The following is a 26,229-nucleotide window of genomic DNA, read 5'->3' as shown; positions in this document are numbered from 1 at the left end:
CTGATCGCCTCGACCGCGGCGAGCGTGTCCCGCACCCGCACCCCCCCTTGCAGCGCGGCCGGCGGGCGCGCCGTGGTGATGACCTACTGGAATCCCGTGTTGCGTTACGGGGTCGACGCGTTCGCGCGGGATCTCGCGTCGGCCGGCGGACAGGGCCTGATCACCCCGGACCTCATCCCCGACGAAGCCGGACGGTGGCTGGCGGCGGCTGAGGAGCATCGGTTGGATCGCATTTTTCTGGTGGCGCCGTCGTCGACGCCGCAGCGCCTGGCGATGACGGTCGAGGCGTCGCGCGGATTCGTCTACGCTGCTTCCACGATGGGGGTAACCGGAGCGCGCGACGCCGTGTCGCATGCTGCGCCGGAATTGGTGCAGCGGGTCAAGGCGGTGTCGGACATACCGGTCGGCGTCGGCCTGGGGGTGCGGTCGCGGGAGCAGGCCGCCCAGATCGGCAGCTACGCCGACGGGGTCATCGTTGGTTCGGCGCTGGTGTCGGCGCTCGGAGACGGCGGGTTGCCCGCGTTGCGCGCGCTGACCGAGGAACTGGCCGCCGGCGTCCGGCAGCGGGCGGCGACCTGATGACGATGCCGCCGACGTACTTCCCCAGCCCGCCCCAGGGGGTGTGGCACCTCGGGCCGCTGCCCATCCGCGCCTACGCGTTGTTCATCATCATCGGCATCGTGGTGGCGCTGCTGATCGGCGACCGCCGGTGGGAGGCCCGCGGCGGCCAGCGCGGCGTCATCTATGACATCGCGTTGTGGGTCGTGCCGTTCGGGTTGGTGGGCGGCCGGCTGTATCACCTGGCCACCGACTGGCGAACGTACTGGGGCCCGGGCGGCGCCGGCATCGGTGCGGCCGTGCGCATTTGGGACGGCGGGCTGGGCATCTGGGGCGCGGTGGCGCTCGGTTGCGTGGGCGCGTGGATCGCCTGCCGGCGGCGCGGCATCCCGCTGCCCGCCTTCACCGACGCGGTGGCCCCCGGCCTCGTCCTGGCGCAGGCCATCGGCCGGCTGGGCAACTACTTCAACCAGGAGCTCTACGGCCGCGAAACCACGCTGCCGTGGGGGCTGGAGATCTTCTATCGCCGAGACCCCTCGGGATACGTCGACCCGCACTCGTTGGACGGCGTCTCGACCGGGCAGGTGGCGCTCGTCGTGCAGCCGACGTTCCTGTACGAATTGATTTGGAACGTCCTGGTTTTCGCCATTCTGATCTACGCGGACCGGCGATTCACGCTCGGCCACGGGCGGCTGTTCGCGCTGTACGTGGCCAGCTACTGCATCGGGCGGTTCGGCGTCGAATTGCTGCGCGATGACACCGCCACGCACATCGCGGGCATCCGGATCAATTCGTTCACATCGACTTTCGTGTTCATCGGCGCCGTGGTGTACATCATGGTCGCGCCCAAGGGCCGAGAGGACCCCGAGAGCCTGCGTGGTAACGAGGAGGCCGCGAAGGAACCGGCGCGTGAGCTCGCGACCGTTGCCGCGGCCGGCACGGCGACCGCGACGGTTGCGACGGCCGCCGACGACGATGACGGCAAGGCGGACGAGGCCGAAGTCGCCGAAGAACCCGAAGACGCCGACGAGCACGAGGCCGAAGAGCCCGAAGAGCCCGAAGTCGCCGAAGAACCCGAAGACGCCGACGAGGACGAGGCCGAAGAGCCCGAAGCCGAAGAGCCCGAAGCTAAAGAGACTGCGGCGGAAGAGCCCGAGGCAGAAGCGGAAGAGGCGGACGAGGCCGAACCCGAAGGGCCCGAAGAAGCCGAAGAGCCCGACGAAGCCGAAGAACCCGACGAACCCGAAGCCGAAACCGAAGAAGCCGCAGAGCCCGAAGCCGACGAGCCCGAGCCGAAGTCGGCGCATGACTCCGCCGAACCCGCCGCGACCGCCGAGCCGTATAAGGCAACCCGCAGCCGCTGGCGGCTGCGCAGGAACCGGCCGTAGCACCGCTGGTGGCCGGCGCGGTCTGGCATGCTGAGAGCGTGACGCAAACCGATTCCGCCGGACAACCGGTGGAACAGCGGCGTCAGCGCCGATACATCGCCGCGGGTACCGCCGTGGTGCTGGGCGGCGCGCTCGGCTACGTCGCCCTGGTGGACCCGCACAACACGAATTCGGTGTATCCGCAGTGCCCCTTCAAATGGCTCACCGGCTGGAATTGCCCGTTCTGCGGTGGCCTGCGCATGACGCACGACCTGCTGCACGGCGACCTGATCGCCGCCGTCAACGACAACATCTTCCTGCTGGTCGGCATTCCGATGCTGGCCGGATGGCTGCTGGTGCGCCGGCGCCGCGGCCAACCGGCGCTGTCAACGCCGGCCTGGCTGGCGATGGCGGTCGCCGTCATCGCGTGGACGGTGCTGCGTAACCTGCCCGGCTTTCCGCTGTTTCCCGCGGTTTAGCGTGGCCGATCGCTCACCTGGCAACACCCCGTTCCGTCGGACCGCGGGGGGCCCACCCGACTATGCTGGTTCGGCGTGAGTAGACGCGGGAAGATCGTCTGCACCCTTGGCCCTGCGACGAATTCGGACGAGCTGATTCTGGCGCTGGTCGAGGCGGGAATGGACGTCGCCCGGTTGAACTTCAGTCATGGCGACTACTCCGACCACAAGGCCGCCTACGAGCGGGTGCGGGCCGCGTCCGACACCACCGGGCGCGCGGTCGGTGTGCTCGCCGATCTGCAGGGACCCAAGATCCGGCTGGGGCGATTCGCCACCGGTTCCACGTACTGGGCCGACGGCGAAACCGTGTGCATCACCGTCGCGGATTGCGAGGGCACGCACGACCGGGTGTCGACCACCTACAAGAGGCTGGCCGAGGATGCGGTCGTCGGTGACCGGGTGCTGGTCGATGACGGCAACGTCGGTCTGGTCGTCGATGCCATCGACGGCGACGACGTTTTCTGCACCGTCGTCGAGGGCGGCCCGGTCAGCAACAACAAGGGCATGTCGCTGCCCGGCATGAACGTGTCCGCACCGGCCTTGTCGGAGAAGGACATCGAGGATCTCACGTTCGCGCTCGACCTCGGGGTCGACCTGGTCGCGCTGTCCTTCGTGCGCTCGCCGTCGGACGTCGAGCTGGTCCATGAGGTGATGGACCGGGTCGGCCGGCGGGTGCCGGTGATCGCCAAGCTGGAGAAGCCGGAGGCCGTCGACAATCTGGAAGCGATCGTGCTCGCGTTCGACGCCATCATGGTGGCGCGCGGCGACCTGGGCGTCGAGCTGCCGCTCGAGGAGGTGCCGCTGGTGCAGAAGCGGGCCATCCAGATGGCCCGGGAGAACGCCAAACCCGTCATCGTGGCGACCCAGATGCTCGAGTCGATGATCGAGAATTCCCGGCCGACGCGCGCCGAGGCCTCCGACGTCGCCAACGCCGTGCTCGACGGCGCGGACGCGGTGATGCTGTCCGGGGAGACGTCAGTGGGCAAGTACCCGCTGGCGGCCGTCCGCACCATGTCGCGCATCATCTGCGCCGTCGAGGACAACTCCACCGCCGCCCCGCCGCTGACGCACGTGCCGCGCACCAAGCGCGGGGTGATCTCCTACGCCGCCCGCGACATCGGCGAGCGCCTCGACGCCAAGGCGCTGGTCGCCTTCACCCAATCCGGGGACACCGTCAAGCGGCTGGCGCGCCTGCACACCCCGTTGCCGCTGCTGGCCTTCACCGCCTGGCCCGAGGTGCGCAGCCAACTCGCCATGACCTGGGGCACCGAGACGTTCATCGTCCCGATGATGACCTCCACCGACGGCATGATTCGCCAGGTCGACAAGTCGTTGCTGGAACTCGGTCGCTACAAGCGCGGTGACCTGGTGGTGATCGTGGCCGGCGCGCCACCTGGCACAGTAGGGTCGACCAACCTCATCCACGTGCACCGGATCGGGGAAGACGACGTCTAGCCCGACGACGATGCGGTCCGTGTAGCGGACCGAGGAGGAGTCGGGCAATGAAGCTAGCCCGACCCGAAGGAGAGGCCGCGATCAGCACCAATTCTGATTTCGAGGAATTGCTGGCCATTCTCGACCTCAACCGGGTCGCCGACGACCGGTTCGTCGGGTCTCATCCCAGCAAGAACCCGATGCGGACATTCGGTGGTCAGCTGATGGCCCAATCGTTCGTGGCGAGCAGCCGCACGCTGGTTCGGGAGGACCTGCCGCCCAGCGCGCTGTCCGTGCACTTCATCAACGGCGGCGACACCGGCAAGGACCTCGAATTCCACGTCACCCGCCTGCGCGACGAGCGGCGCTTCGCCAATCGGCGCGTCGACGCCGTGCAGGACGGCATGCTGCTGTCGTCGGCGATGATCTCCTACATGGCGGGCGGCCGCGGCCTCGAACACGGCGTCGACCCGCCGCAGGTGGGGGAGCCCGAAACGCAGCCGCCGATCGGCGAGCTGCTGCGCGGTTACGAGGAGACCGTCCCGCACTTCGTCAACGCGCTGCAGCCGATCGAATGGCGCTACACCAACGACCCGGCCTGGGTGATGCGCGAGAAGGGCGATCGGCTCCCGCACAACCGCGTGTGGATGAAGGCCGGCGGCCCGCTGCCCGGCGACCCGGTCCTGCACACCGCCACCATGGTGTACTCCTCGGACACCACGGTGCTGGACTCCGTGATCACCACCCACGGGCTGTCCTGGGGGTTCGACCGCATCTTCGCCGCATCCGCCAACCATTCCGTCTGGTTTCACCGGCCGGTCAACTTCGGCGACTGGGTGCTGTATTCGACGTCGTCGCCGGTGGCCGCGGACTCGCGCGGGCTGGGCACCGGTCACTTCTTCGATCGTTCCGGACAGCTGCTGGCGACGGTGGTGCAAGAAGGGGTGCTGAAATACTTTCCGCCGTCGGGCCGATAGACAGGGCGGAATACCCGCAGGACATCGGCGTGAATCGGGCCCGGCAGGGCCGGGATCGGGCGTAAGTTCGTAGCAGCCGGGTATTCGGTGCAGCGGCGGCAACCAGCCGCCCAGCTGGAGCGTCAGCGCATCGGGAGGTGAGTGTGAGCGGGCCGGTGGTCGACGTCTCAGCGAAGGCCCGCGCGCGCGAACGCGTGGTCGTCTCCGTCGATTCGCGGGCGGCCCGGCTGATCGGCGCGCTGGCCCTGTTGAGCGCCACCTGCTGGCTGGCCGAAATCCTGGTCCGCCACCACCACCAGCCGGCGTGGCACTACACCGATCGGTTGGCCTGGTCGCTGACGGTGCTGGTCGCGGTGGCGTGGATCGCCCGCGGCATTTTCCTGGGCCGTCCCGTGACGGCGTTGCACGCCGTCGCGGCGGCCCTGTTCGTGCTGGCGGGTCTCGGCCTGCACGTGCTGTCCTTCGACCTGCTTGGCGACCTGGTGATCGCCAGTTCGGGCATGGTGCTGATGTGGCCGACGTCGTCGCACCCGCGCCCCGAGGACCTGCCGCGGGTCTGGAAATTGATCCAGGCCACCAGGGACGACCCGCTCGCCCCGTTCACGATGCAGACCGGCAAGAGCTACCACTTCACCGCGGACGGCAACGCGGCGCTGGCCTACCGGACGCGCCTGGGCATCGCGGTGGTGAGCGGTGACCCGATCGGCGATGAGACCCGATTCCCCGAGCTGGTCGCCGACTTCGCCGCCATGTGCCACACCCACGGCTGGCGCATCGCGGTGGTCGGCTGCGGCGAGCGGCGGCTCGCCTTGTGGAACGACACCGCGGTGATCGGACAGTCGCTGCGCGCCGTGCCGATCGGGCGCGACGTGGTCGTCGACGTCACCCGGTTCGACATGGTGGGCCGCAAGTTCCGCAACCTGCGTCAGGCCGTCAAGCGTTCCCACAATTGCGGCGTCACCACCGAGATCGTCGCCGAACAGGAACTCGACGACAGGCGGCTCGCCGAGCTGACCGAGGTGGTGCGGTCGTCGAGCAAGGCGGCCCACGCCGACCGCGGCTTCCACATGAACCTGGACGGCGTGCTGGAGGGCCGGTTCCCGGGCATCCAGCTGATCATCGCCAGGGACGCCTCGGGCAAGGTGCAGGGATTTCACCGGTACGCGACGGCCGGCGGCGGCAGCGACATCACCCTCGACGTGCCGTGGCGCCGGCGCGGGGCGCCCAACGGCATCGACGAACGGCTCAGCATCGACATGATCATGGCCAGCAAAGAGAGTGGGGCACAACGGCTTTCGCTCGCGTTCGCGGCCTTCCCGGAGATCTTCGACGAAAAGAACCGCAGCCGCCTGCAGCGGGTCTTTTATCGGTTGATCCATGTCCTCGACCCGTTGATCGCGCTCGAGTCGCTGTACCGGTACGTGCGCAAGTTCCACGCGCTGGATGCCCGGCGCTACGCGCTGGTCTCGATGACTCAGATCGTCCAGCTGTTGATAGTGCTGCTGTCGCTGGAGTTCATGCCGCGCCGGCGGCATCTCTGAGCGCATCGATGTGCAGCCGGCGACAGCCGATGTCGTCGGGCAAGTGATGAGTCGCCACCACCACGGTCCGATCGGCGGGCAGCAAGGCGGCCGCCGGCCCCAGCAGCTCGCGCAGGATCGGTTCCGCGTCGGCGGCGTCCAGATGCTCGGTCGGCTCGTCGAGCAACACGATTCGGGCGGGTGAGAGCACGGCCCGCGCCAGCAGCAGGCGCCGGCGCTGACCGCCCGAAAGCCCTTGTGCGCCACCGGTCAACACCGTCGACAGGCCGTCGGGCAAGCCGGCGAGCCAGCCGCCCAGCCCGACGGCGTCCAGCGCGGCCGCCAACTCGTCGTCGCGGCAGTCGCCGCGGGCGACCAGCAGGTTGTCCCGGACGGTGGTGGCGAACAGGTGCGCGTCCTCGGCGAAAAAGCTGACGGCGCGGCGCAAGTCGTCCTCGTCGAACTCGGTCAGGTCGGTGCCGTCGAGCGTCACCCGCCCCTGCGCCGGGGGCAGCAGGCCGGCGAGGGTCATCAACAGCGTGGTCTTGCCGGATCCGCTGGGGCCGGTGACGGCCAGCCGCGAACCCGGCGGCAGGTCCACCGTGGCGCGGTTCGACCGGGCCGCGGCGTGGCCGGACCGGATGTCGGCGGACAGCACGGCGGCGGGCCCGGGCGGGGCCGCGGTGGGCTTTCCGGGTTCCGGGGGGTCGGTCGCGGTCAGGTCGAGCAGCCGGCGCGCGGCGATGCGCGAGCGCGTCAGCTGGACCGCGGTGGCCGGCAAGGGGGTCATCGCCTCGAACGCGGACAGCGGCAACAACATCAGGACGGCCAGCGTGGTGGGCGCGACCGAGGGTGCCAAAGCGATCCCGGCCAGCACCGCGCCCAGCACGCTGGCCCCGATCGCGGCCGTCGGCACGGCTTCGGCGACGGCGGCCGGCCTCGCGGCCGCGTCGAGGGCCGCACCCCAGGCCCGTTGGCCGCGTTGAGATTCGGCGATCACGCGGGGCAGCAGCCCCGCGACGCGAAGCTCGGGCGCGTGTTCCAGAGCGATCATCGCCGAGGTGTCACGCTCGGAATGATGCTGCCGGGCAACGATTTCCTGCCTGGCCGCCGCGTTGGCGGCCAGCCGCGGGGCGACGACGCCCGCGATGAGCAGGCAGACCGCCAGCACCGCCGCGGCGGGCGGCGAGATCACCGCGACAACCGCGGTCGCCGCCAGCGCCAGCACCGCCGCGACCCCGATCGGCACCACGGCGCGCACCAACACGTTGGCCAGCTCTTCGACGTCGGAGCCCACCCGGGTGACCAGTTCGCCGCTGTGCAGCCGGGCGGTGGCCGCCGCCGGTCCGTGGGCCAGCCGGTGATAGATCCCCGTGCGGGCGCTACCGGCCGCGCGCAGGGCGGCGTCGTGGGTCACCAATCGCTCGCAGTAGTGCAGCACGCCACGCGAAATCGCGAACGCGCGCACCGCGACGGCCGCGATCGACAGGTCCAGCACGGGCGGCATCTGCCAGGCCCGCGTGATGAGCCAGGCCGACACGCCGGCCAGCGCCAGCGCACTGCCCAGCGACAGCGCGCCCAGCGCGACCGCCGCCAGCATGCGGGGGAGCCGCGGGCGCAGCAGCGGCAGGGCGGACAACAACGGATCAGACCGGGGCATAACGCGCCCCCCTGCCGGCGGCCACCTCCACCACCCGGTCACCGATGGCCAGCACCGGTGCGCGGTGCCCGACGACCACCACGGTGGCGCCGGAACGGGCGCGGTCCACGATGGCCCGCAGCACCCGTTCCTCGGCGCGGGCGTCCAGGTGCGCGGTGGGCTCGTCGAGCAACAGCACGGCCGCGGACGACCCGAGCGCCCGGGCCAGGCCGAGTCGCTGTCGCTGACCCAGCGACAGGCCGACGCCGCCGCGGCCGAGCGCGCTGTCCAGCCCGTCGGGCAGATCGGCCAGCACCGCATCGAAGTCGGATGCGGCGCAGGCGCTTTCGAGATCACTGAGGTCGCCGAAGAGCGCGAGGTTGTCCCGGACGGTGCCCGGGATCAGCGCCGGGCGTTGCGGCAGCCAGGACAGCTGGCGCCACCACGCGCCCGGCTCGAGATCGGCCACGTCGATGCCGCCCACCGTGACCCGGCCCGACGACGGCGCGGTGATACCGATGATCGCCTGCACGGCCGTGCTTTTGCCGGCGCCGTTGCGCCCGGTCAGCACCGTCACCGAGCCCGGCTCGATGAGCGCGGTGAGCCCGCACGGCGCGTCGCCGTCGCGCCCGGCCACGCCGAGCGCGTCGAGGCGGATCTCGGCGCCGCGGGCGGTCACCGTCCGATGTGGCGTCGTCGTTCGGGCCGGCTCGCCGATGAGCGCGAAGGCCCTGTCGGCGGCGGTCCTGCCGTCCTGCGCGGCATGGAATTCCACGCCGATCCGGCGCAACGGCCAATAGACATCGGGTGCCAGCAACAGCACCGTGAGGCCGGTCGCCAGCGTCATCTCGCCGAACACCAGCCGCAGCCCGATCCCCACCGCGATCAGCGCGACCCCGAGTGTCGCCAGCAATTCCAGCACCAGCGCCGACAGGAAGGCGATCCGCAGCGTCGCCATGGCCGAGCGGCGATGCGCCGCAGCGAGTTCGGCGATGCGGCGCTCCGGGCCTCGGCCGCGGCCCAGGGCCCGCAGCGTGGGGATCCCGGCGATGAGATCGAGCAGCCGCCCCTGCAGCGTCGTCATGGCGGCCAGGGCCGCCGCGGACCGGTCGGCCGTCGCCAGGCCGATCAGCACCATGAAGATCGGGATGAGCGGCAGGGTGATCGCCACGATGGCCGCCGACTTGAGGTCGTACACCGCGATCACGGCGACCGTCGCCGGGGTCAGGATCGCGGCGAGCAGCAACGTCGGCAGGTACCCGGTGAAGTAGGGCCGCAGGCCGTCGAGACCCCGGGTGACCACCACCGCGGCGGCATCCCGTTGGGCGGCGAGCTCACCGGGCTGGCGGGCGGTCACCGCCGTCAGCACCTGACCGGACAGGTCGGCGATGACTGCGCTGGCGCCCCGCTGGCCCAACCGCGCTTGCAGCCAGTGCGCGACCGTGCGAATGGTCCACAGCAGCACCAGAATCGACAACGGGCCGAGCCAGGCCCGCAGACCGGGCGCCCCGTGATCGCTCACCGCGCGGGCGACCACGCGCGCCAGCACGATCGCCGAGCCGATCGCGCAGCCGGAGATGACCACGCCGCAACAGACCGTGGCGCTCAGGTAGCGGCGCAAGGCCGTCGATGCCCGCCAGAGCCGCGGGTCCACGGGGCCCCGCGCTCGCGAGCCGGGTGCGCTCAGGACGCGCGCCTCGCCAGCCCGATGGACGGCGGTATCCGATCCGCGGAAATCCGTTGCCGGAACACCCAATACGACCATGCCTGGTAGACCACCGTCAGCGGGGCCATGAACGCGGTCACCCACGTCATCACCTTGAGGGTGTACGGCGTCGACGAGGCGTTGTAGATCGTCAGGCTCCATTGCTTGTTCAGCGTGGAGGGCACCAGGTTGGGGTAGAGCGCGCCGAACAACAGGATCACCACCGCCACAATGACCATCGCGGTGCTCGCAAACGCCCAGCCGTCGGAGGCGCGCCGCCACACCACCAGCACGGCGGTCAGCTGCGCCACCACCGCGACCGCCAGCACCAGCCAGGTCCACTGCTTGCCGTAGGCCAGCTGCGTCCAGATCCCGAATCCCGCCACCAGTGCGGTCGCCGGGACCGACAGCCACACCGCCAGCCGGTGGGCGTCGTCGCGGATGGAGCCGGAGGTCTTCAGCGAGATGAACACCGCGCCGTAGAACAGAAACAGCCCGGCCGTCGCCAAGCCGCCCAACAGGGTGTAGGCGTTGAGCACGTCGGTGACCGACAGGTGGACGTCGCCGGTCGCGTCCACGGGGAGGCCGCGGACCAGGATGGCGAACGCCACGCCCCACAGGATGGCGGGCAGCCAGGAACCGGCGGCGATGCCGAAATCGGCCCAGCCCCGCCACTTCGTGTCGTCGACCTTGCCGCGCCACTCGATCGCCACCGCGCGCAAGATCATGCCGAACAGGATGGCCAGCAGCGGAAGATACAGCGTGGAGAACACCGTGGCGTACCAGCCGGGGAACGCGGCGAACATCGCTGCGCCGCCGACGATCAGCCACACCTCGTTGCCGTCCCACACCGGACCGATCGTGTTGAGCGCCGTGCGCCGGATGGGTTCGGCCTCGCCGACGCCGACCCGGGCGAGCGGTTCCATCAGCATGCCCACGCCGAAGTCGAAGCCCTCCAGGACGAAGAAACCGAGGAACAGCAACCCGATGATGCCGAACCACAACTGCTGCAGTCCCATCGGTCAGCTCCTTTCCGTGCTCGGGCCTAGTAGGCGAACGAAAGCGGCGCCACCTCGTCGTCGCCGGGTGCCGGCGCGGGGGCCGGTTCGGCGTCGTGTTCCCGCGGGCCCTCGGTGATGTACCGCTTGAGCAACCAGAACCACAGGACCGCGAGCACCGCGTAGACGAGGGTGAAGGTGACCAGCGAGGTGATGACCATGCCGGGAGCCAGGTGTGAGACGGCCTCCCGGACGGTGAACCGAACCTGTTGGTCCCCGGTCGGATTCGGCGCGACGATCCATGGCTGCCTGCCCATCTCGGTGAACACCCACCCGGAGATGTTCGCCAGGAACGGCGTGGGAATGGTCACCAGCGCCAGCCACGACAGCCATCGCTGGTTGGGCACCCGGCCGCCGCGGGTGAGCCACAGCGCCGCCAGCGCGAACAACACCGGGACGGCGAGGAACCCGATCATCGCGCGGAACGACCAGTAGGTGACGAACAGGTTGGGCCGGTAGTCATTTGGGCCGAACCGACCCTCGAAGTCCTGCTGGATGTTCCGGACGCCCTGCAGCGTCACGTCGCTGGTCCGGCCCTCGGCGAGGAACGGCAACACGTAGGGCACCTCGATCACGCGGGTGATGCTGTCGCAGTTGTTGTGCGTGCCGACGGTGAGGATGGAGAAGTCCGGATCGGTTGCGGTGCTGCACAACGACTCCGCCGACGCCATCTTCATCGGTTGCTGCACGAACATCAGCTTGCCCTGGCGGTCGCCGGTGAAGAACAGGCCGGCCGCGGCGAGCAGCACCACCCAGCAGCCGAGGATCGCCGCCGGGCGGAACATGGTGCGCGCATCCGATTCACCGGCAGGCGTCGCCGTCGCCGGGCGCCGTGACCGGACCAGGAACCACGCGCTGACCGCCGCGACGAACGTCCCGGCGGTCAGCAGCGCGCCGGTGACGGTATGCGTAAACGCCCACCGCGCAGTGTTATTGCCAAGCAGCGCGGTGATGCTGTCCAGCTCGGCGCGATGCGTCGCCGGGTTGTAGTGCGCGCCGACCGGGTGCTGCATGAACGAGTTCGCCACGATAATGAAGAAGGCGGACACGTTCACACCGATCGCGACGATCCAGATGCAGGCGAGGTGGATCAGCTTCGGCAGCCGGCCCCACCCGAAGATCCACAACCCGATGAACGTCGACTCGAAGAAGAAGGCGAACAGGCCTTCCATCGCCAGCGGCGCGCCGAAGATGTCGCCGACGAACCGCGAATACTCGCTCCAGTTCATCCCGAACTGGAATTCCTGGACGATCCCCGTCGCCACGCCGATGGCGAAGTTGATCAGGAACACCTTGCCGAAGAACTTCGTGAGGCGGTACCACGCGGTGTTGCCGGTGGCCACCCACACCGTCTGCATGACGGCCAGCAGCGGCGCCAAACCGATGGTGAGCGGCACGAAGATGAAGTGGTAGACGGTAGTGATACCGAACTGCCACCGCGAAATATCGACGACATTCATCTGCCATCTCCCGAAACTGCGGAGCCGTACGCACGGCTACTACGAAGTGTAGTAGAAGTGCCGGGGCCGGCGCTACCGGTCGCCCCTCAACCGGTCAGCGTCTGCGAAGCCTTGCGGATGCCGAAGGAGGAGATGATCTCGAAAATGCCGATCACCACGAACCACACGCCGACCACGAGCGCCAGCGTCACAATCGATTCCAGCGGCGAAGCGAGGACCACGATGCCGGCGAGCAGACTGATCACGCCGATGAAAATCGTCCAGCCCCGGCCGGGTAGGAGCGGGTCCTGGATGGCCGAGATCGTCGTGCCGACGCCGCGGAAGATGAACCCGATGCCAATCCAGATGGCCAGCAACAGGATTGCGTAGCCCTGACCGAAATGGCGAAACGCCAACAGCGCCAGGATGAGTGAGGCGGCACCGCTGATGAACAACAGGATCCGGCTGCCCGCCGAGACATGCAGGCTGAAGGCGAAGAACACCTGTGCGGCGCCGGTGATCAGCAGGTAGACGCCGAAGGCGGTCGCGGCCACGACGATGGATATTCCGGGCCACGCCAGCACCAGGACGCCGAGGGCCAGCGACAGAATTCCCGACAACAGGGCCGATTTCCACAGGTGCGGCAACAGACTTGGAGCGGGGGGAGGTCCAGGTGTGGTTTGCATGGCCGCAGTGTGACACAAACGCCGCCCCCGGTATAGGGCACTTGGGTTACACGTTGGCGGTGCGCGAATCCGCGGCCAGCAGATCGGTGGTCACGTCGGTGGTTTCGCTGGGCGCCTTGCGCCCGATCAGGTACCAGGTCCGCATCAGGCCTTTGCCTTTGACGTCGATGTGGCCGCGCTCCTGCAGCACGAACTCGTCCCGCAGGCGCTCGTACATGGCCTCGGGCACCTGAATTCGGCCCGCCGAGTCGGTGGATTCCATCCGGGACGCGACGTTGACCGCGTCGCCCCACACGTCATAGAAGAAGCGGCGGGACCCCACGACACCGGCGACCACCGGCCCGCATGCCATCCCCACCCGCAGCGGAACCGGGTTGCCGTGCGGATCCTGAAGTCCGGCCACAACATTGGCCATGTCGAGCGCGAAGTCCGCGAGCGCCTGGGCATGGTCGGGCCGGGGGCGGGGAACGCCGCTGACCACCATGTAGGAATCGCCGCTGACTTTGATCTTCTCGAGCCCGTGCTTGTCGACGAGAGCGTCGAAGGCGCTGTAGAGGTGGTCGAGGAAGCGCACCAGCTCCGCCGGTGCCGTGCCGCTGGCCCGCTCCGTGAAGCCGACGATGTCGGCGAACAACACGGAGGCTTCGTCGTACTTGTCGGCGATGATGCCGCGGCCGGGCTCCTTGAGCCGCTCGGCGATGCTGGCCGGCAACATGTTGGCCAGCAGCGCCTCCGAGCGCTCGTACTGCGCCTCCATTACGGCCTCGGCGCGCGCGGTGTCGCGCAGGGCGAACCACACGGTGACGACGACCATCACCACGCTGGACACCGTCGTGACGACGAACCCGGCCGCCTGGACCCAGGCCGGCTGCAGCCCGGTGTCGCGGGGGATCAGGAACTCGACGGCGATGATCAGGCCGGCGGCGACCGCGGCGAGCGCGGACGCCAACACGATGTGTTCGATTCCCAGCAGCAGCACGACGATGCACGCGCCCACCAGGAAGAAGAACTCGGCCCCCGAACCGGTGCCGACGTCGACACAGCTGGCAAACACCGACACGTAGGCCGCGCCCAGGAAGGTAAGCGGCGCAACCAGTTCGCCGAACCGCTGCAGCCACGGGACCATCGCGAAGACCATGGCGCCGAGGACGTTGATCGAACTGACCTGCCACAGCCACGTGCCGCTGAGGATCTGCACCAGCACGAAGCTCACGCTCACCATGACGGCGAGCCACGCGGTGATGGTCAGGATCCGGGCCCGGCGGGCGGCGCTGGCCGCGTAGTGCTGATTGCGGTCGCGCGTCTGCGCCCGCACCGCTGCCACGCAGTCGGGGCGGCTCGTTGAGCCATCTGCCACCGGTGGGGCGCCGCACTTCTTAGCCGCCACGCTGACAGCGTAACGCTGACCTCGGTGTTTGTCGGCCCCTGGACCGAGGAAACGCGGCCGCGGCGCCGGGGCGGAGGCCGCTTTGGCGCCAGGCCGTATCGGGTGCAAAAAAAATTCCGAAAAAAAATTCGCGTTTGGGGGGTTTCAAAATTTGTCCGAAGTGTTATTAAACATATGTCGGGCTGTGAAGTGGGTCACGTGTTCCTCTAACCAAAGGGGCGCATCATGGGGATTCTCAGCAGGAAGATCGGGCTCGTGCTGGTCCTGGCGGGAATTGCGATGGCGACCCCCGCGTGCGGGGTGGGATGTGGCGGCGCGGCCTCGTTGTTGCGAGTGGCAACCGACTCCATGCAGAGTGATCCGATGCAGGTCAACGTGGTGCACTCCGAAGAACAGGTGTGCATCAGCCGCTGACGAGGCGGCTCGCCTGGGCCCCTGGGAAAGGGCCCGCGGCGACGGTCGAGTCCCGGATCTTTTGCCCGCGGGGTGGGGTCGGTCGCCAATAAATTCGGCCCGCGCGTGCCGCCGTCGCGAAATAAATTGAATTCATAGCGCGCGCCGAATTTCGCGCCTGGTGGTAAATGCGCGGAGTATTCAAATTCGCGGAAGTCCATACCTTTGGCACGCATTTGGCGGCATTTACCGCATCCACGCTTTGGCGTGGCTGGAGAGCCGGGACTTGAGTACCGGAAAGCGGCCGGCTAGCCACGAGCCGGTTTGCCGGGTGCGGGGGCGGGGAGGCGCCGATTGCGAACGAGCGGCGAGTGCCGTGGTGGTGCCCTCGGTGAGATTCGAACTCACACTGGACGGGTTTTGAATCCGTTTCCTCTGCCAGTTGGGATACGAGGGCTGGCCGGCCTCCTACCTTAGAGGCAGCCTCCCACCATAGAGGATCGGGCGCGGGCGGCCGCCTGACCGCCCCCGAGGTCGCTGGTTCGAGGCGTTCACGACACAATGTCCGTCATGACAGGCCCCACGACCGACACCGACGCCGCCGTGCCGCGCCGGGTCCTGATCGCGGAAGACGAAGCGCTCATCCGAATGGACCTCGCCGAGATGCTGCGAGAGGAGGGTTACGAGATCGTCGGGGAGGCCGGCGACGGGCAGGAAGCCGTCGAGCTGGCCGAGCAGCATCAACCCGACCTGGTGATCATGGACGTGAAGATGCCGCGGCGCGACGGGATCGACGCGGCATCGGAGATCGCCAGCAAGCGCATCGCGCCGATCGTCGTGTTGACCGCGTTCAGCCAGCGCGACTTGGTCGAGCGCGCCCGCGACGCCGGGGCGATGGCCTACCTGGTCAAGCCCTTCACGATCAGCGACCTGATTCCGGCTATCGAGTTGGCGGTCAGCCGGTTCAGCGAGATCACCGAGCTGGAACGCGAAGTGGCCACGCTGTCCGACCGGCTGGAGACCCGCAAGCTCGTCGAGCGCGCCAAGGGCCTGCTGCAGACCAAGCAGGGCATGACCGAACCCGAGGCGTTCAAGTGGATTCAGCGCGCCGCGATGGACCGGCGGACCACGATGAAGCGGGTCGCCGAGGTCGTGCTGGAAACCCTCGGCTCCGAGGACGAGTAGCTTTTCGACCCGCCGAGTGTGCGCTCAGGGCCTCGAGCGTGCGTCCAGGGCGCCAGAAGCGCAGGATTCGCGCCCTGAGCGCACGCGCAAAGCCGCCATCGCACACTGGATTTCGTAAACCGCGTTGCGACGTGCCGCGCTGACCGTCGACCCGGCGGCCGCTTACAGCTAGCGCGCCACGATCACCGACGAGCCGTGACCGAACAGGCCCTGATTGGCGGTGACGCCGACCGTGGCGTTCTCCACCTGCCGGCCGGTGGCCTGCCCGCGCAGCTGCCAGGTGAGCTCGCAGACCTGCGCGATGGCCTGCGCGGGGATGGCCTCCCCGAAGCACGCCAGCCCGCCCGAGGGGTTGACCGGGACCTTGCCGCCGATGGTGGTCGCGCCGCTGCGCAGCAGCGCCTCGGCCTCACCCTTGGGGCACAGCCCAAGGTGCTCGTACCAGTCGAGCTCCAGCGCGGTGGACAGGTCGTACACCTCGGCCAGGCTGACGTCCTCGGGCCCGATGCCCGCCTCGGCGTAGGCCGCGTCGAGGATCTGATCCTTGAACACCCGGTCGGGTGCGGGCACGGCGGCGGTGGAATCCGTTGCGATGTCGGGCAATTCGGGTAGGTGCTGGGGGTAGCGGGGGGTGACCGTGCTGACCGCGCGCACCGACGGGACGCCGTCGAGCGAGCCGAGGTGCTTGCGGGCGAACTCGGCGCTGGCCACGATCAGGGCCGCGGCGCCGTCGGAGGTGGCGCAGATGTCGAGCTGGCGCAGCGGGTCGGCCACCACCGGGCTGGCGAACACGTCGTCGGCCGAGGCCTCCTTGCGGTAGCGGGCGTTCGGGTTCTGCAGCCCGTGCCGGGAGTTCTTCACCTTCACCTGGGCGAAGTCGTCGGGCGTCGCGCCGTAGAGGTCCATCCGGCGGCGCGCCAGCAGCGCGAAGTACACCGGGTTCATCGCGCCGATCAGGTGGAACCGCTGCCAGTCGGGGTCGTTCTTGCGTTCCCCGCCGACGGGGGCGAACGCGCCCTTGGGCGTGGTGTCGGCGCCGATCACCAGCGCGACGTCGCAGAACCCGGCCAGGATCTGGGCGCGTGCGCTCTGCAGCGCCTGCGACCCGCTGGCGCACGCCGCGTAGCTCGAGCTGACCGGCACGCCGTTCCAGCCCAGCTTCTGGGCGAACGTCGACCCGGCGATGAAGCCCGGGTAGCCGTTGCGGATGGTGTCGGCCCCGGCGACCAGCTGGATCTGCCGCCAGTCCAGGCCGGCCTCGGCCAGGGCGGCACGGGCGGCCACTACGCCGTACTCGGTGAAGTCGCGGCCCCACTTGCCCCATGGGTGCATGCCGGCGCCGAGGATGTAGAGCGGTTCGGGAGTCATGGCGCAACCTTCCAAGCGTGCACGATCCGCTCCACGCCGTCGTCGTCAACGAACAGCGGCATCGTGGTCAGCTCCATCTCCATGCCGACCTTCAGGTCGGCGGCCAGGGTGCCCTCGACCACCTTGCCCAGCACGATGAGTCCCTCGTCGGCGAGCTCGACGGCGGCAATCGCGAACGGCTCGAACGGATCCGGGGCGGGATAGGGCGCCGGCGGCGGGTACCGGTTTTCGGTGTAGCTCCACAGCGTCCCGCGGGTCGACAACGCGACGGCCTCCAGTGTGTCGCTGGCGCAGCCCGGGTTGGGGCAGTTGTTCTCCCGCGGCGGGAACACGTAGGTGCCGCACTCGGGGCACTTCCCGCCGATCAGGTGGGGGCGACCGGCGCCCTCAGTAGTCGAGTCGGTGGCGAACCATCCGTCGATCGCGGGTTGTTGGCTGGTGACCTCTGGCACTCGGCCAGACTACCCAGCGCCAATCCAAAACTGAAACGTGTTGCAGTTCTGCGGCAGCCTCGGGCTCGTCGGTCGGGGTGCCTAGAGTGATAGCCGTGCCCGCTCCGCCCGCTCAGCAGACCGACGAAAACACCAAGCCGACACTGATGTTGCTCGACGGCAATTCGCTGGCGTTTCGGGCGTTCTACGCGCTGCCCGCAGAGAACTTCAAGACCCGCGGCGGCCTGACCACCAACGCGGTGTACGGCTTCACCGCGATGCTGATCAACCTGTTGCGCGACGAGGCCCCGACGCACGTCGCCGCGGCGTTCGACGTGTCCCGGCAGACCTTTCGCTCCGAGCGGTACCCGGAGTACAAGGCGAACCGCTCGTCGACGCCCGACGAGTTTCACGGCCAGATCGACATCACCAAGGAAGTGCTGAACGCGCTGGGCATCACGGTGCTGGCCGAGCCCGGCTTCGAGGCCGACGACCTCATCGCGACGCTGGCCACCCAGGCCGAGAACGAGGGCTACCGCGTGCTGGTGGTCACCGGGGACCGGGACTCGCTGCAGTTGGTCAGCGACGACGTGACGGTGCTCTACCCCCGCAAGGGCGTCAGCGAACTCACCCGGTTCACGCCCGAGGCCGTCGTCGAGAAGTACGGGCTGACCCCCACGCAGTACCCCGACTTCGCCGCCCTGCGTGGCGATCCCAGCGACAACCTGCCCGGCATCCCGGGCGTGGGGGAGAAGACCGCGTCCAAGTGGATCGCCGAATACGGCTCGCTGCAGGGGCTGGTGGACAACGTCGAGTCGGTGCGCGGCAAGGTCGGCGACGCGCTGCGGGCCAACCTGGCCGGCGTGATCCGCAACCGCGAGCTCACCGACCTCGTCAAGGACGTGCCGCTGGCGCAGACCCCGGACACGCTGCGGATGCTGCCGTGGGATCGCGACCACATCCACCGGCTGTTCGACGACCTGGAATTCCGGGTGCTGCGCGACCGGCTGTTCGACACGCTGGCCGCGGTCGAGCCCGAGGTCGACGCGGGCTTCGACGTGCGCGGCAGCGCGCTGCAGCCGGGCGAGCTGGCCGTGTGGTTGGCCGAGCACAGCTCGGGCAAGCGCTTCGGCCTGGCCGTCGTCGGCACCCACCTGGCGTACGACGCCGACGCCACCGCGCTGGCCATCGTCTCGGCCGACGGTGAGGGCCGCTACATCGACACCTCCGCGCTGGATCCCGACGACGAGGCCGCGCTGGCGTCCTGGCTGGCCGACCCGGGCCCGCCCAAGGCGCTGCACGAGGCCAAGCTGGCGATGCACGACCTGGCCGGCCGCGGCTGGACCCTGGCCGGCGTCAGCTCCGACACCGCGCTGGCCGCCTACCTGGTGCGGCCCGGGCAGCGCAGCTTCTCGCTCGAGGACCTTTCGCTGCGCTACCTGCGCCGCGAACTGCGCGCGGAAACCGCTGAGCAGCAACAGCTTTCGCTGCTCGACGACACGGAGGGCACCGACGACCAGGCGGTGCAGACCCTGATCCTGCGGGCCGTGGCGGTGCTGGACCTGGCCGACGCGCTCGACGAGGAGCTGGCCCGCATCAACTCCACGTCGCTGTTGGGCGGCATGGAGCTGCCCGTGCAGCGGGTGCTCGCCGGCATGGAACACACCGGCATCGCAGTCGATTTGGATCTGCTCGGCGAGCTGCAAAGCGATTTCGCCCACCAGATCCGGGACGCGGCCGAGGCGGCCTACGCGGTGATCGGCAAGCAGATCAACCTGGGCTCGCCCAAGCAGTTGCAGACCGTGCTCTTCGACGAGCTGGAGATGCCGAAGACCAAGCGCACCAAGACCGGCTACACCACCGACGCCGACGCCCTGCAGTCGCTGTACGACAAGACCGGCCACCCGTTCCTGCAACACCTGCTCGCCCACCGCGACGTCACCCGGCTCAAGGTGACCGTCGACGGGCTGCTGAACTCGGTGGCCTCCGACGGGCGCATCCACACCACGTTCAACCAGACCATCGCGGCCACCGGCCGGCTGTCGTCGACGGAGCCGAACCTGCAGAACATCCCGATCCGCACCGAGGCGGGCCGGCGGATCCGGGATGCCTTCGTGGTCGGTGACGGCTATGCCGAGCTGATGACCGCCGACTACAGCCAGATCGAGATGCGGATCATGGCCCACCTGTCCCGCGACGAGGGCCTGATCGAGGCCTTCAACACGGGGGAGGACCTGCATTCGTTCGTCGCCTCGCGGGCGTTCGGCGTGCCGATCGAGGAGGTCACCGCCGAGTTGCGCCGCCGCGTCAAGGCGATGTCGTACGGCCTGGCCTACGGGTTGAGCGCCTATGGGCTCTCGCAGCAGCTCAAGATCTCCACCGAGGAGGCCAAGGAGCAGATGGATGCGTACTTCGCCCGGTTCGGCGGGGTGCGCGACTACCTGATGAACATCGTCGAGCAGGCCCGCAAGGACGGCTACACCTCCACCGTGCTGGGCCGCCGCCGCTACCTGCCCGAGCTGGACAGCAGCAACCGCCAGGTGCGCGAGGCCGCCGAGCGGGCGGCGCTCAACGCCCCCATCCAGGGCAGCGCCGCCGACATCATCAAGGTCGCGATGATCGAGGTCGACAAGGCGATCGCCGAGGCGGGGCTGAAATCCCGCATGCTGCTGCAGGTGCACGACGAACTCCTGTTCGAAATCGCGCCCGGCGAGCGGGACCAGCTCGAGGCGCTGGCGCGAGAGAAGATGGGCGGCGCCTACCCGCTCGACGTGCCACTCGAGGTCTCCGTCGGTTACGGCCGCTCCTGGGACTCCGCGGCGCACTAGCGCGGCGATCCGGACGGTGCCGCGCCCCACGGCCCGCGGGGTAGCGTTGGGGGCGGAAAATCGGCCCGAAATTCGCCCTGGCGTTACTTTCGCGTCAGCAGGTGGCGGCCGAGTTTGGCCAGCGTGTACGCAGTCGAGTAGCCTCAATAGGTAAATCCCAATTTTGTCCCTACGACCCAACCTGTCCGGAGCAACCCACCACATGCCGAGTCCCACCGTCACCTCGCCCCAAGTAGCCGTCAACGACATCGGTTCCAGCGAGGACTTTCTTGCCGCAATAGACAAAACGATCAAGTACTTCAACGATGGCGACATCGTGGAGGGGACGATCGTCAAAGTGGACCGGGACGAGGTGCTCCTCGACATCGGCTACAAGACCGAAGGGGTCATCCCCGCCCGCGAGCTCTCCATCAAGCACGATGTCGACCCCAGCGAGGTCGTTTCCGTCGGCGATGAGGTCGAGGCCCTGGTTCTCACCAAGGAGGACAAAGAGGGCCGGTTGATCCTGTCCAAGAAGCGCGCGCAGTACGAGCGCGCCTGGGGCACCATCGAGGCGCTCAAGGAGAAGGACGAGGCCGTCAAGGGCACCGTCATCGAGGTGGTCAAGGGTGGCCTGATCCTCGACATCGGCCTGCGTGGCTTCCTGCCCGCGTCGCTCGTGGAGATGCGGCGCGTCCGCGATCTGCAGCCGTACATCGGCAAGGAGATCGAGGCGAAGATCATCGAGCTGGACAAGAACCGCAACAACGTGGTGCTGTCGCGGCGCGCGTGGCTCGAGCAGACCCAGTCCGAGGTGCGCAGCGAGTTCCTCAACCAGCTGCAGAAGGGCGCCATCCGCAAGGGTGTGGTGTCCTCGATCGTCAACTTCGGCGCGTTCGTCGACCTTGGCGGCGTTGACGGTCTGGTGCACGTCTCCGAGCTGTCCTGGAAGCACATCGACCACCCGTCGGAGGTCGTTCAGGTCGGCGACGAGGTCACCGTCGAGGTGCTCGACGTCGACATGGACCGCGAGCGGGTGTCGTTGTCGCTCAAGGCGACTCAGGAAGACCCGTGGCGGCACTTCGCCCGCACGCACGCCATCGGGCAGATCGTGCCCGGCAAGGTCACCAAGCTGGTGCCGTTCGGCGCGTTCGTCCGCGTCGAGGAGGGCATCGAGGGCCTGGTGCACATCTCCGAGCTCGCCGAGCGCCACGTCGAGGTGCCCGACCAGGTGGTCGCCGTCGGCGACGACGCCATGGTCAAGGTCATCGACATCGACCTGGAGCGCCGCCGGATCTCGTTGTCGCTCAAGCAGGCCAACGAGGACTACACCGAGGAGTTCGACCCGGCGAAGTACGGCATGGCCGACAGCTACGACGAGCAGGGCAACTACATCTTCCCCGAGGGCTTCGACGCCGAGACCAACGAATGGCTCGAAGGTTTCGACGCCCAGCGCGCCGAGTGGGAGGCCCGGTACGCCGAGGCCGAGCGCCGGCACAAGATGCACACCGCCCAGATGGAGAAGTTCGCCGCGGCCGAGGCGGCCGGGCACGGCGCCGAGCAGTCGTCGGCCAACGGCGGTGCGCGCGAGGAGAAGGCGGCCGGCGGGTCGCTGGCCAGCGACGCCCAGTTGGCCGCTCTGCGGGAGAAGCTCGCCGGCAACGCGTAATAGCGTTCAGGCATGCTGCGTATCGGGTTGACCGGCGGCATCGGCGCCGGCAAGTCGGCCCTGTCGGCCACCTTCGCCAAATGCGGGGCCGTCATCGTCGACGGCGACGTGATCTCGCGCGAGGTGGTCCAGCCGGGCACCGAGGGCCTGAAGGCGCTCGTGGCGGCGTTCGGCGACGACATCCTGCTGCCCGACGGGTCACTGGACCGTCCTGCCTTGGCGGCCAAGGCCTTTGCCGACGACGAGGCGCGGCAGCGGCTGAACGGCATCGTGCACCCGCTGGTCGGCAAGCGCCGCGCCGAGATCATCGCCTCGGTGCCCGAGGACTCGGTTGTCGTCGAAGACATTCCGCTGCTGGTGGAATCCGGGATGGCGCCGCTGTTCCCGCTCGTGGTCATCGTGTACGCCGACGTCGAGGTGCGGCTGCGGCGGCTCATCGAGCAGCGCGGCATGCCCGAATCCGACGCCCGCGCCCGGATCGCCGCGCAGGCCAGCGACGAGCAGCGCCGTGCCGTCGCCGACATCTGGGTGGACAACTCCGGCAGCCCGGACAACCTGGTGCAACGCGCCCACGACGTGTGGGACAACCGCATACTGCCCTTCGCGCACAACCTGAGCCGGCGCCAGGTCGCCCGGGCGCCGGTGCGGGTGGTGCCGCCCGATCCCAGCTGGCGCGACGAGGCGCAGCGCATCGTCAACCGGCTGAAGACAGCCTGCGGACACCGGGCCATCCGGGTGGACCACATCGGTTCGACCGCCGTGGCGGACCTGCCCGCCAAGGACGTCATCGACGTGCAGGTCACCGTCGAATCCTTGGCCGTGGCGGACGAAGTCGCCGAGTCGTTGTTGTCGGTGGGTTATCCGCGCCTGGAACACATCACAGCCGACGCCGCCAAGCCCGACGCCCGCAGCACCGTGCAGGATTTCGACCACAGTGATGATACCGCGTTGTGGCACAAGCGAATTCACGCCTCGGCCGATCCTGGAAGGCCGACCAACGTACACATCCGGGTCGCGGGCTGGCCCAATCAGCAGTTCGCTCTGCTCTTCGTCGACTGGCTCAATGCGAATGCCGACGTGCGCGAGCAGTATTCGCGGATGAAACGGGAAGCCGACGCAGCCGCCGGCGGCGACATCATGCGCTATATCACCGCCAAAGAACCGTGGTTTCGTGACGCCTACCGGCAAGCCTGGGAATGGGCCGACACCACTGGCTGGAAGCCCTGAGCCGCCATGCCATTCGTCGACCACATCCTGGGCCCGCGACGGCCCTACGGCGACGAGGCGCCGCGGCTGGTGGCGGGCCGGCGGCGGCGCACCAGCACCATCGACACCCATCCGGATGGGGCGCGCGGCTCAATGGCGGACCTGCGGGCGCGCGACGTGGTGGGCGCCGAGGACGGACGTGTCGAGGTACTCGGCCAGGTCCGAGTGCGGGCACACCTCACCGATCAGGTCGTCGACGACATCACGTCGACCGCTTGTCTGGACGCGCTGCTGGGCTGTCGGGTCGGCGCCGGATTCCGGGCGACGGTTGGCCGGCTGTTCCCGCAGGAGGCAGAGCAGGCCACCCTGCTGCACCTACTGCTCGACGACTGGGTCGGTGCGACCCTGGTGTCCGGATACGCCACCCAATACGCGGCGATCATCGAGGGCATCGAAGAGAAGATGCCGCCGGGCATCGCCGACCGGATGGCTGGGATCTGCGCCGGTTTCGCACCGGACGCGTCGCTGATCGCATACACCCGGCGGCACGATGTCATCCCGACGGGCCGCGGCCCGGTGGCGCCGCCGCTGAGCGGACTACACGAGGTGGAGCCGCTGCGAGCGCGTGGGATGCGCAGGTACCGGCGGCTGGATCTGGCGGACGCCGACTCCGCGTCGGCGCGGTTCCAGGCCCACTTCCGCGACTCTCACGTGGATGACGACTTGATGGAGACGATTGTGCATGAGTACACCGTCGCCGGCACGGTCGACACCTCGGCGCGGGTCATCACCGAGGTGAGCGCCGAGGTGCGGGTGTTGCCGTGGCAGGAATGCCCCGGGGCGATCGGTAGTGCGTCCCGCATCCGCGGCATGTCCCTCACCGAGTTGCGCGACCGCGTCCGCGGCGAATTCGTTGGCACCAGCACCTGCACCCACCTCAACGACACATTGCGCACGATCGCCGATCTGGACGCCCTGATAGATAGCCGGTGAGCAGAGGTGAGGAGTCGGGCAATCGACCTCAGCCGGGTAGCGGTGCGCCGCAGGCCAGCGCGCCGTTGTTCGGGTCGGCGTTGCCGGGTGCGGGCTTGACCAGTTGGTCGGCCTGGGTGAAAACGTTGTCGTCGACGTCGATCTCGCAGTGCACGTTCGCCGAGTACGGGAAATGCAGCACTATCCGCATGCCGGCCTGCGCCGGGTCGGGCAACACCGTGTTGGCCTCGAAAGCGTTGCCGGGCATGGACGGAAGGTTGGTGGTGTTCGTCTGGCCGCCGTTGATGATGAAGGTGGCCTGGCTGCCGGTGGTCAGCGCGTCGATCCGGGCGCGGTAGGTGATGTTGTGCAGGTCCGCCCGCGCGATCGCCGGACTCAGCTGGGCGCCAACGGCAATGATCGCGATGATCGGCAGCAACCTGCGGCCGGTGCAACTCATAGCTGCTGACATTACCCGCTCTCCCGCACCACGTCGCCGGCGTCCTTGTCGGTGCGGATGCCGAGGTAGCGCGGGTGGCGCAGCTTCCCGTCGCGGGTCCACTCGGTGAAGCCGATCTGGACCACCAATTCGGGGCGGGCCCACCGGGCGCCGGCCTCGCGCACCAGGCCGCGGGTGAAGGGCGGCGTGTCCCGCGCGAGGGCCGACAGCCGCCGGTGCAGGCGGCGCAGCGTGGCCTCGTCGAAGCCGGTGCCCACCTTGCCGGCGTACACCAGGTCGCGGCCGTCGTAGTAACCCAGCAGCAACGCGCCCAGCTCGACGCGGCTGCCCCTGGGGCTGGTGTAGCCACCGACCACGAATTCCTGGTCGCGCACGCACTTGAACTTCAGCCAATTCTTCGAGCGGCCGCCGTCATACGTCGACTCGGCCAGCTTCGCGATCACGCCCTCGTCGCCGCGCTCGCAGGCCGCACGGTAGGCGGCGAGGCCGTCCTCGATGCGGTGCGGGGTGTAGCGTAGCGGTCCGCCGAATTGAATCGCGTTGCGCAGCAACCGTTTACGCCATACCAGCGGTGCGTTGAGCGTCGACTTGCCGTTCAGGTGCAGCAGGTCGAAGACGTAATAGGAGACGCGGATCGGCGAGGCGCGGGCCACGTCGGGGTCGGTGATGCCCAGGCGGCCCTGCAGCCGGGCGAAGCTGGTGCGGCGGCCCTGGAACGCCACCACCTCGCCGTCCAGCACGAAGCGGGTGGCGGGCTGGGCGGCCAGCGCGTCGACCAGTTCCGGATAGGTCCCGTTGAGCGGCTGGCGGTTTCGGGACAACAGCCGCACCCGGTCGCCGTCCCGAAACGCCAGGCACCGCATGCCGTCGAACTTGCGCTCGAAGATCCATCGCGGATCGGAGAACCGCTTGTCGGTCAGGGTCGCCAGCGTCGGGGACCGCCAGTCGGGGACCGGCTCGTCGCGCAGCGCCGCGCGCACCGCTTCGGGCAGGCCCGCCGCTACGCCTGGCGCCACGTCAGCTCCATCCCGTGGCCGGCCAGCCAGCGGGAGAGGTCATAGCCGTTGCGGGCCAACCCCGCTACGGCCTCCACGGCGCGCCGCACCGCCCGCTCCGCGGCCTCCGGGGTCAACAGGCCGTGCCGGACGGCGTCCAGCAACTCGTCGACGTCGGCCAGCTCCGCGCCGTCGCCGGTGCGCACGACGATGTCGAGGTAGTGATCCTCCGAACGCCACACCTCGGGTCCGGGCGTGTACTCGCCGACGTCGAGGTAGTAGTCCTGATCGCGCTCATGGCCGGGGTTGAAGTGAAAGACCGTGGCGCGCAAGCCGAGTGACGGCAGCAGCCACGACTCGAGGTAATGGAACTGGGCGCGGCCGGGGGTGGGCCGGGCCACGTACAGGCCCCACGGGTGGACCGCGTAGTCGTCCACCTCCCGCACGATGCCCTT

General features: G+C 68.9%; 22 protein-coding genes, 1 tRNA gene and 1 pseudogene. 12 read left to right on the top strand and 12 right to left on the bottom strand.

The window, feature by feature from the left end:
- From trpA to A5702_RS12680, 6 genes are all read left to right on the top strand, one after another.
- Window positions 1–579 (top strand): tryptophan synthase subunit alpha (gene trpA / locus A5702_RS12705; protein ID WP_068221130.1); only part of this gene is annotated, 579 nt, incomplete at its 5' end.
- Complete coding sequence (locus A5702_RS12700) at window positions 579–1,946, top strand: prolipoprotein diacylglyceryl transferase (protein ID WP_068221128.1); 1,368 nt, start codon at window positions 579–581, stop codon at window positions 1,944–1,946. The genes trpA and A5702_RS12700, both read left to right, overlap by 1 nt.
- Before the next feature lie 38 nt (window positions 1,947–1,984).
- The gene (locus tag A5702_RS12695; RefSeq protein ID WP_055404130.1) at window positions 1,985–2,404 is read left to right on the top strand and encodes a DUF2752 domain-containing protein; all 420 of its coding nucleotides are present in this window, start codon (window positions 1,985–1,987) and stop codon (window positions 2,402–2,404) included.
- A gap of 75 nt (window positions 2,405–2,479) precedes the next feature.
- Complete coding sequence (gene pyk / locus A5702_RS12690) at window positions 2,480–3,898, top strand: pyruvate kinase (protein ID WP_055404131.1); 1,419 nt, start codon at window positions 2,480–2,482, stop codon at window positions 3,896–3,898.
- 47 nt (window positions 3,899–3,945) lie between these two features.
- The gene (locus A5702_RS12685; RefSeq protein ID WP_068221126.1) at window positions 3,946–4,854 is read left to right on the top strand and encodes an acyl-CoA thioesterase II; all 909 of its coding nucleotides are present in this window, start codon (window positions 3,946–3,948) and stop codon (window positions 4,852–4,854) included.
- Between the two features lie 143 nt (window positions 4,855–4,997).
- Window positions 4,998–6,395 (top strand): bifunctional lysylphosphatidylglycerol flippase/synthetase MprF, encoded by a 1,398-nt coding sequence (locus tag A5702_RS12680; protein ID WP_068221124.1) that lies wholly within the window; start codon window positions 4,998–5,000, stop codon window positions 6,393–6,395.
- On the opposite strand, the pseudogene cydC reads toward A5702_RS12680, so the two are convergent.
- The 6 genes and pseudogenes from cydC to A5702_RS12650 all read right to left on the bottom strand — a co-directional run bounded on the left by cydC (window position 6,329) and on the right by A5702_RS12650 (window position 14,288).
- Window positions 6,329–8,034: pseudogene (gene cydC, locus A5702_RS12675) on the bottom strand (thiol reductant ABC exporter subunit CydC). The gene A5702_RS12680 and the pseudogene cydC overlap by 67 nt on opposite strands.
- Window positions 8,021–9,634 carry a thiol reductant ABC exporter subunit CydD gene (gene cydD / locus A5702_RS12670; protein WP_068221120.1) on the bottom strand — a complete coding sequence of 538 codons (1,614 nt, stop codon included), beginning with the start codon at window positions 9,632–9,634 and terminating at the stop codon, window positions 8,021–8,023. The pseudogene cydC and the gene cydD overlap by 14 nt, the downstream one beginning before the upstream one ends.
- A 62-nt stretch (window positions 9,635–9,696) precedes the next feature.
- Window positions 9,697–10,737 (bottom strand): cytochrome d ubiquinol oxidase subunit II, encoded by a 1,041-nt coding sequence (gene cydB, locus A5702_RS12665; RefSeq protein WP_068221118.1) that lies wholly within the window; start codon window positions 10,735–10,737, stop codon window positions 9,697–9,699.
- 26 nt (window positions 10,738–10,763) lie between these two features.
- Window positions 10,764–12,236: a cytochrome ubiquinol oxidase subunit I gene (locus A5702_RS12660; RefSeq protein ID WP_067814993.1), complete on the bottom strand. Its 1,473-nt coding sequence runs from the start codon at window positions 12,234–12,236 to the stop codon at window positions 10,764–10,766.
- An 86-nt stretch (window positions 12,237–12,322) separates the two neighbouring features.
- Window positions 12,323–12,919 carry an HdeD family acid-resistance protein gene (locus tag A5702_RS12655; protein WP_156669603.1) on the bottom strand — a complete coding sequence of 199 codons (597 nt, stop codon included), beginning with the start codon at window positions 12,917–12,919 and terminating at the stop codon, window positions 12,323–12,325.
- A 28-nt stretch (window positions 12,920–12,947) separates the two neighbouring features.
- Window positions 12,948–14,288 carry an adenylate/guanylate cyclase domain-containing protein gene (locus tag A5702_RS12650; RefSeq protein ID WP_055404138.1) on the bottom strand — a complete coding sequence of 447 codons (1,341 nt, stop codon included), beginning with the start codon at window positions 14,286–14,288 and terminating at the stop codon, window positions 12,948–12,950.
- Between the two features lie 225 nt (window positions 14,289–14,513).
- Here A5702_RS12650 and A5702_RS12645 point away from each other — a divergent pair, with 225 nt between their 5' ends.
- Window positions 14,514–14,702 carry a hypothetical protein gene (locus A5702_RS12645; protein ID WP_055404139.1) on the top strand — a complete coding sequence of 63 codons (189 nt, stop codon included), beginning with the start codon at window positions 14,514–14,516 and terminating at the stop codon, window positions 14,700–14,702.
- Between the two features lie 359 nt (window positions 14,703–15,061).
- Here A5702_RS12645 and A5702_RS12640 read toward each other — a convergent pair.
- Window positions 15,062–15,138: transfer RNA gene (locus A5702_RS12640), tRNA-Leu, on the bottom strand.
- 113 nt (window positions 15,139–15,251) lie between these two features.
- On the opposite strand from A5702_RS12640, the gene A5702_RS12635 reads away from it, so the two are divergent.
- Window positions 15,252–15,866 (top strand): ANTAR domain-containing response regulator, encoded by a 615-nt coding sequence (locus A5702_RS12635; protein ID WP_156669602.1) that lies wholly within the window; start codon window positions 15,252–15,254, stop codon window positions 15,864–15,866.
- Window positions 15,867–16,034: 168 nt separating this feature from the next.
- On the opposite strand, the gene A5702_RS12630 is transcribed toward A5702_RS12635, so the two are convergent.
- Both A5702_RS12630 and A5702_RS12625 read right to left on the bottom strand, forming a co-directional pair.
- Window positions 16,035–17,234: a lipid-transfer protein gene (locus A5702_RS12630; protein ID WP_055405544.1), complete on the bottom strand. Its 1,200-nt coding sequence runs from the start codon at window positions 17,232–17,234 to the stop codon at window positions 16,035–16,037.
- Window positions 17,231–17,686, bottom strand: coding sequence for a Zn-ribbon domain-containing OB-fold protein (locus tag A5702_RS12625; RefSeq protein WP_055405545.1), 456 nt, complete (start codon window positions 17,684–17,686; stop codon window positions 17,231–17,233). Before A5702_RS12625 ends, A5702_RS12630 begins: the two co-directional genes overlap by 4 nt.
- A 146-nt stretch (window positions 17,687–17,832) precedes the next feature.
- On the opposite strand from A5702_RS12625, the gene polA reads away from it, so the two are divergent.
- The 4 genes from polA to A5702_RS12605 all read left to right on the top strand — a co-directional run bounded on the left by polA (window position 17,833) and on the right by A5702_RS12605 (window position 24,340).
- On the top strand, window positions 17,833–20,493 hold the full coding sequence (gene polA, locus A5702_RS12620; RefSeq protein ID WP_197281346.1) for a DNA polymerase I: 2,661 nt from the start codon (window positions 17,833–17,835) through the stop codon (window positions 20,491–20,493).
- A gap of 202 nt (window positions 20,494–20,695) precedes the next feature.
- Window positions 20,696–22,141 (top strand): 30S ribosomal protein S1, encoded by a 1,446-nt coding sequence (rpsA, locus tag A5702_RS12615; RefSeq protein ID WP_067815002.1) that lies wholly within the window; start codon window positions 20,696–20,698, stop codon window positions 22,139–22,141.
- A gap of 12 nt (window positions 22,142–22,153) precedes the next feature.
- On the top strand, window positions 22,154–23,368 hold the full coding sequence (gene coaE / locus A5702_RS12610) for a dephospho-CoA kinase (RefSeq protein WP_068221115.1): 1,215 nt from the start codon (window positions 22,154–22,156) through the stop codon (window positions 23,366–23,368).
- A 6-nt stretch (window positions 23,369–23,374) separates the two neighbouring features.
- A complete protein-coding gene (locus A5702_RS12605; RefSeq protein ID WP_068221112.1) occupies window positions 23,375–24,340 on the top strand; it encodes a DUF2889 domain-containing protein in 966 nt (321 codons plus the stop codon).
- A 28-nt stretch (window positions 24,341–24,368) separates the two neighbouring features.
- On the opposite strand, the gene A5702_RS12600 is transcribed toward A5702_RS12605, so the two are convergent.
- From A5702_RS12600 to A5702_RS12590, 3 genes are read right to left on the bottom strand one after another with little or no spacing between them, the layout of a single operon-like run.
- Entirely contained in the window at window positions 24,369–24,779 is a 411-nt protein-coding gene (locus tag A5702_RS12600; protein ID WP_055404956.1) for a hypothetical protein, read from the bottom strand.
- 11 nt (window positions 24,780–24,790) lie between these two features.
- The gene (ligD, locus tag A5702_RS12595; RefSeq protein WP_082956047.1) at window positions 24,791–25,795 is read right to left on the bottom strand and encodes a non-homologous end-joining DNA ligase; all 1,005 of its coding nucleotides are present in this window, start codon (window positions 25,793–25,795) and stop codon (window positions 24,791–24,793) included.
- The gene (locus A5702_RS12590) at window positions 25,780–26,220 is read right to left on the bottom strand and encodes a DUF402 domain-containing protein (protein WP_068221109.1); all 441 of its coding nucleotides are present in this window, start codon (window positions 26,218–26,220) and stop codon (window positions 25,780–25,782) included. The genes ligD and A5702_RS12590 overlap by 16 nt, the downstream gene beginning before the upstream one ends.
- Between the last annotated feature and the right edge of the window lie 9 nt (window positions 26,221–26,229).

This window comes from Mycobacterium sp. E3339, assembly GCF_001666915.1.
Lineage (GTDB): Bacteria > Actinomycetota > Actinomycetes > Mycobacteriales > Mycobacteriaceae > Mycobacterium.
The sequence above is the reverse complement of the archived record's forward strand: the minus strand, read 5'-3'. Positions and strand labels throughout refer to the sequence as shown.

Bases quoted from the DNA above. Each gene is read 5' to 3' on its own strand.
- A5702_RS12700 (WP_068221128.1), top strand. From the start codon at position 579: ATGACGATGCCGCCGACGTACTTCCCCAGCCCGCCCCAGGGGGTGTGG.
- rpsA (WP_067815002.1), top strand. From the start codon at position 20,696: ATGCCGAGTCCCACCGTCACCTCGCCCCAAGTAGCCGTCAACGACATC.
- A5702_RS12605 (WP_068221112.1), top strand. From the start codon at position 23,375: ATGCCATTCGTCGACCACATCCTGGGCCCGCGACGGCCCTACGGCGAC.
- A5702_RS12630 (WP_055405544.1), bottom strand. From the start codon at position 17,234: ATGACTCCCGAACCGCTCTACATCCTCGGCGCCGGCATGCACCCATGG.
- coaE (WP_068221115.1), top strand. From the start codon at position 22,154: ATGCTGCGTATCGGGTTGACCGGCGGCATCGGCGCCGGCAAGTCGGCC.
- polA (WP_197281346.1), top strand. From the start codon at position 17,833: ATGTTGCTCGACGGCAATTCGCTGGCGTTTCGGGCGTTCTACGCGCTG.
- A5702_RS12600 (WP_055404956.1), bottom strand. From the start codon at position 24,779: ATGAGTTGCACCGGCCGCAGGTTGCTGCCGATCATCGCGATCATTGCC.
- cydB (WP_068221118.1), bottom strand. From the start codon at position 10,737: ATGGGACTGCAGCAGTTGTGGTTCGGCATCATCGGGTTGCTGTTCCTC.
- A5702_RS12645 (WP_055404139.1), top strand. From the start codon at position 14,514: ATGGGGATTCTCAGCAGGAAGATCGGGCTCGTGCTGGTCCTGGCGGGA.
- A5702_RS12635 (WP_156669602.1), top strand. From the start codon at position 15,252: ATGACAGGCCCCACGACCGACACCGACGCCGCCGTGCCGCGCCGGGTC.
- A5702_RS12660 (WP_067814993.1), bottom strand. From the start codon at position 12,236: ATGAATGTCGTCGATATTTCGCGGTGGCAGTTCGGTATCACTACCGTC.
- A5702_RS12685 (WP_068221126.1), top strand. From the start codon at position 3,946: ATGAAGCTAGCCCGACCCGAAGGAGAGGCCGCGATCAGCACCAATTCT.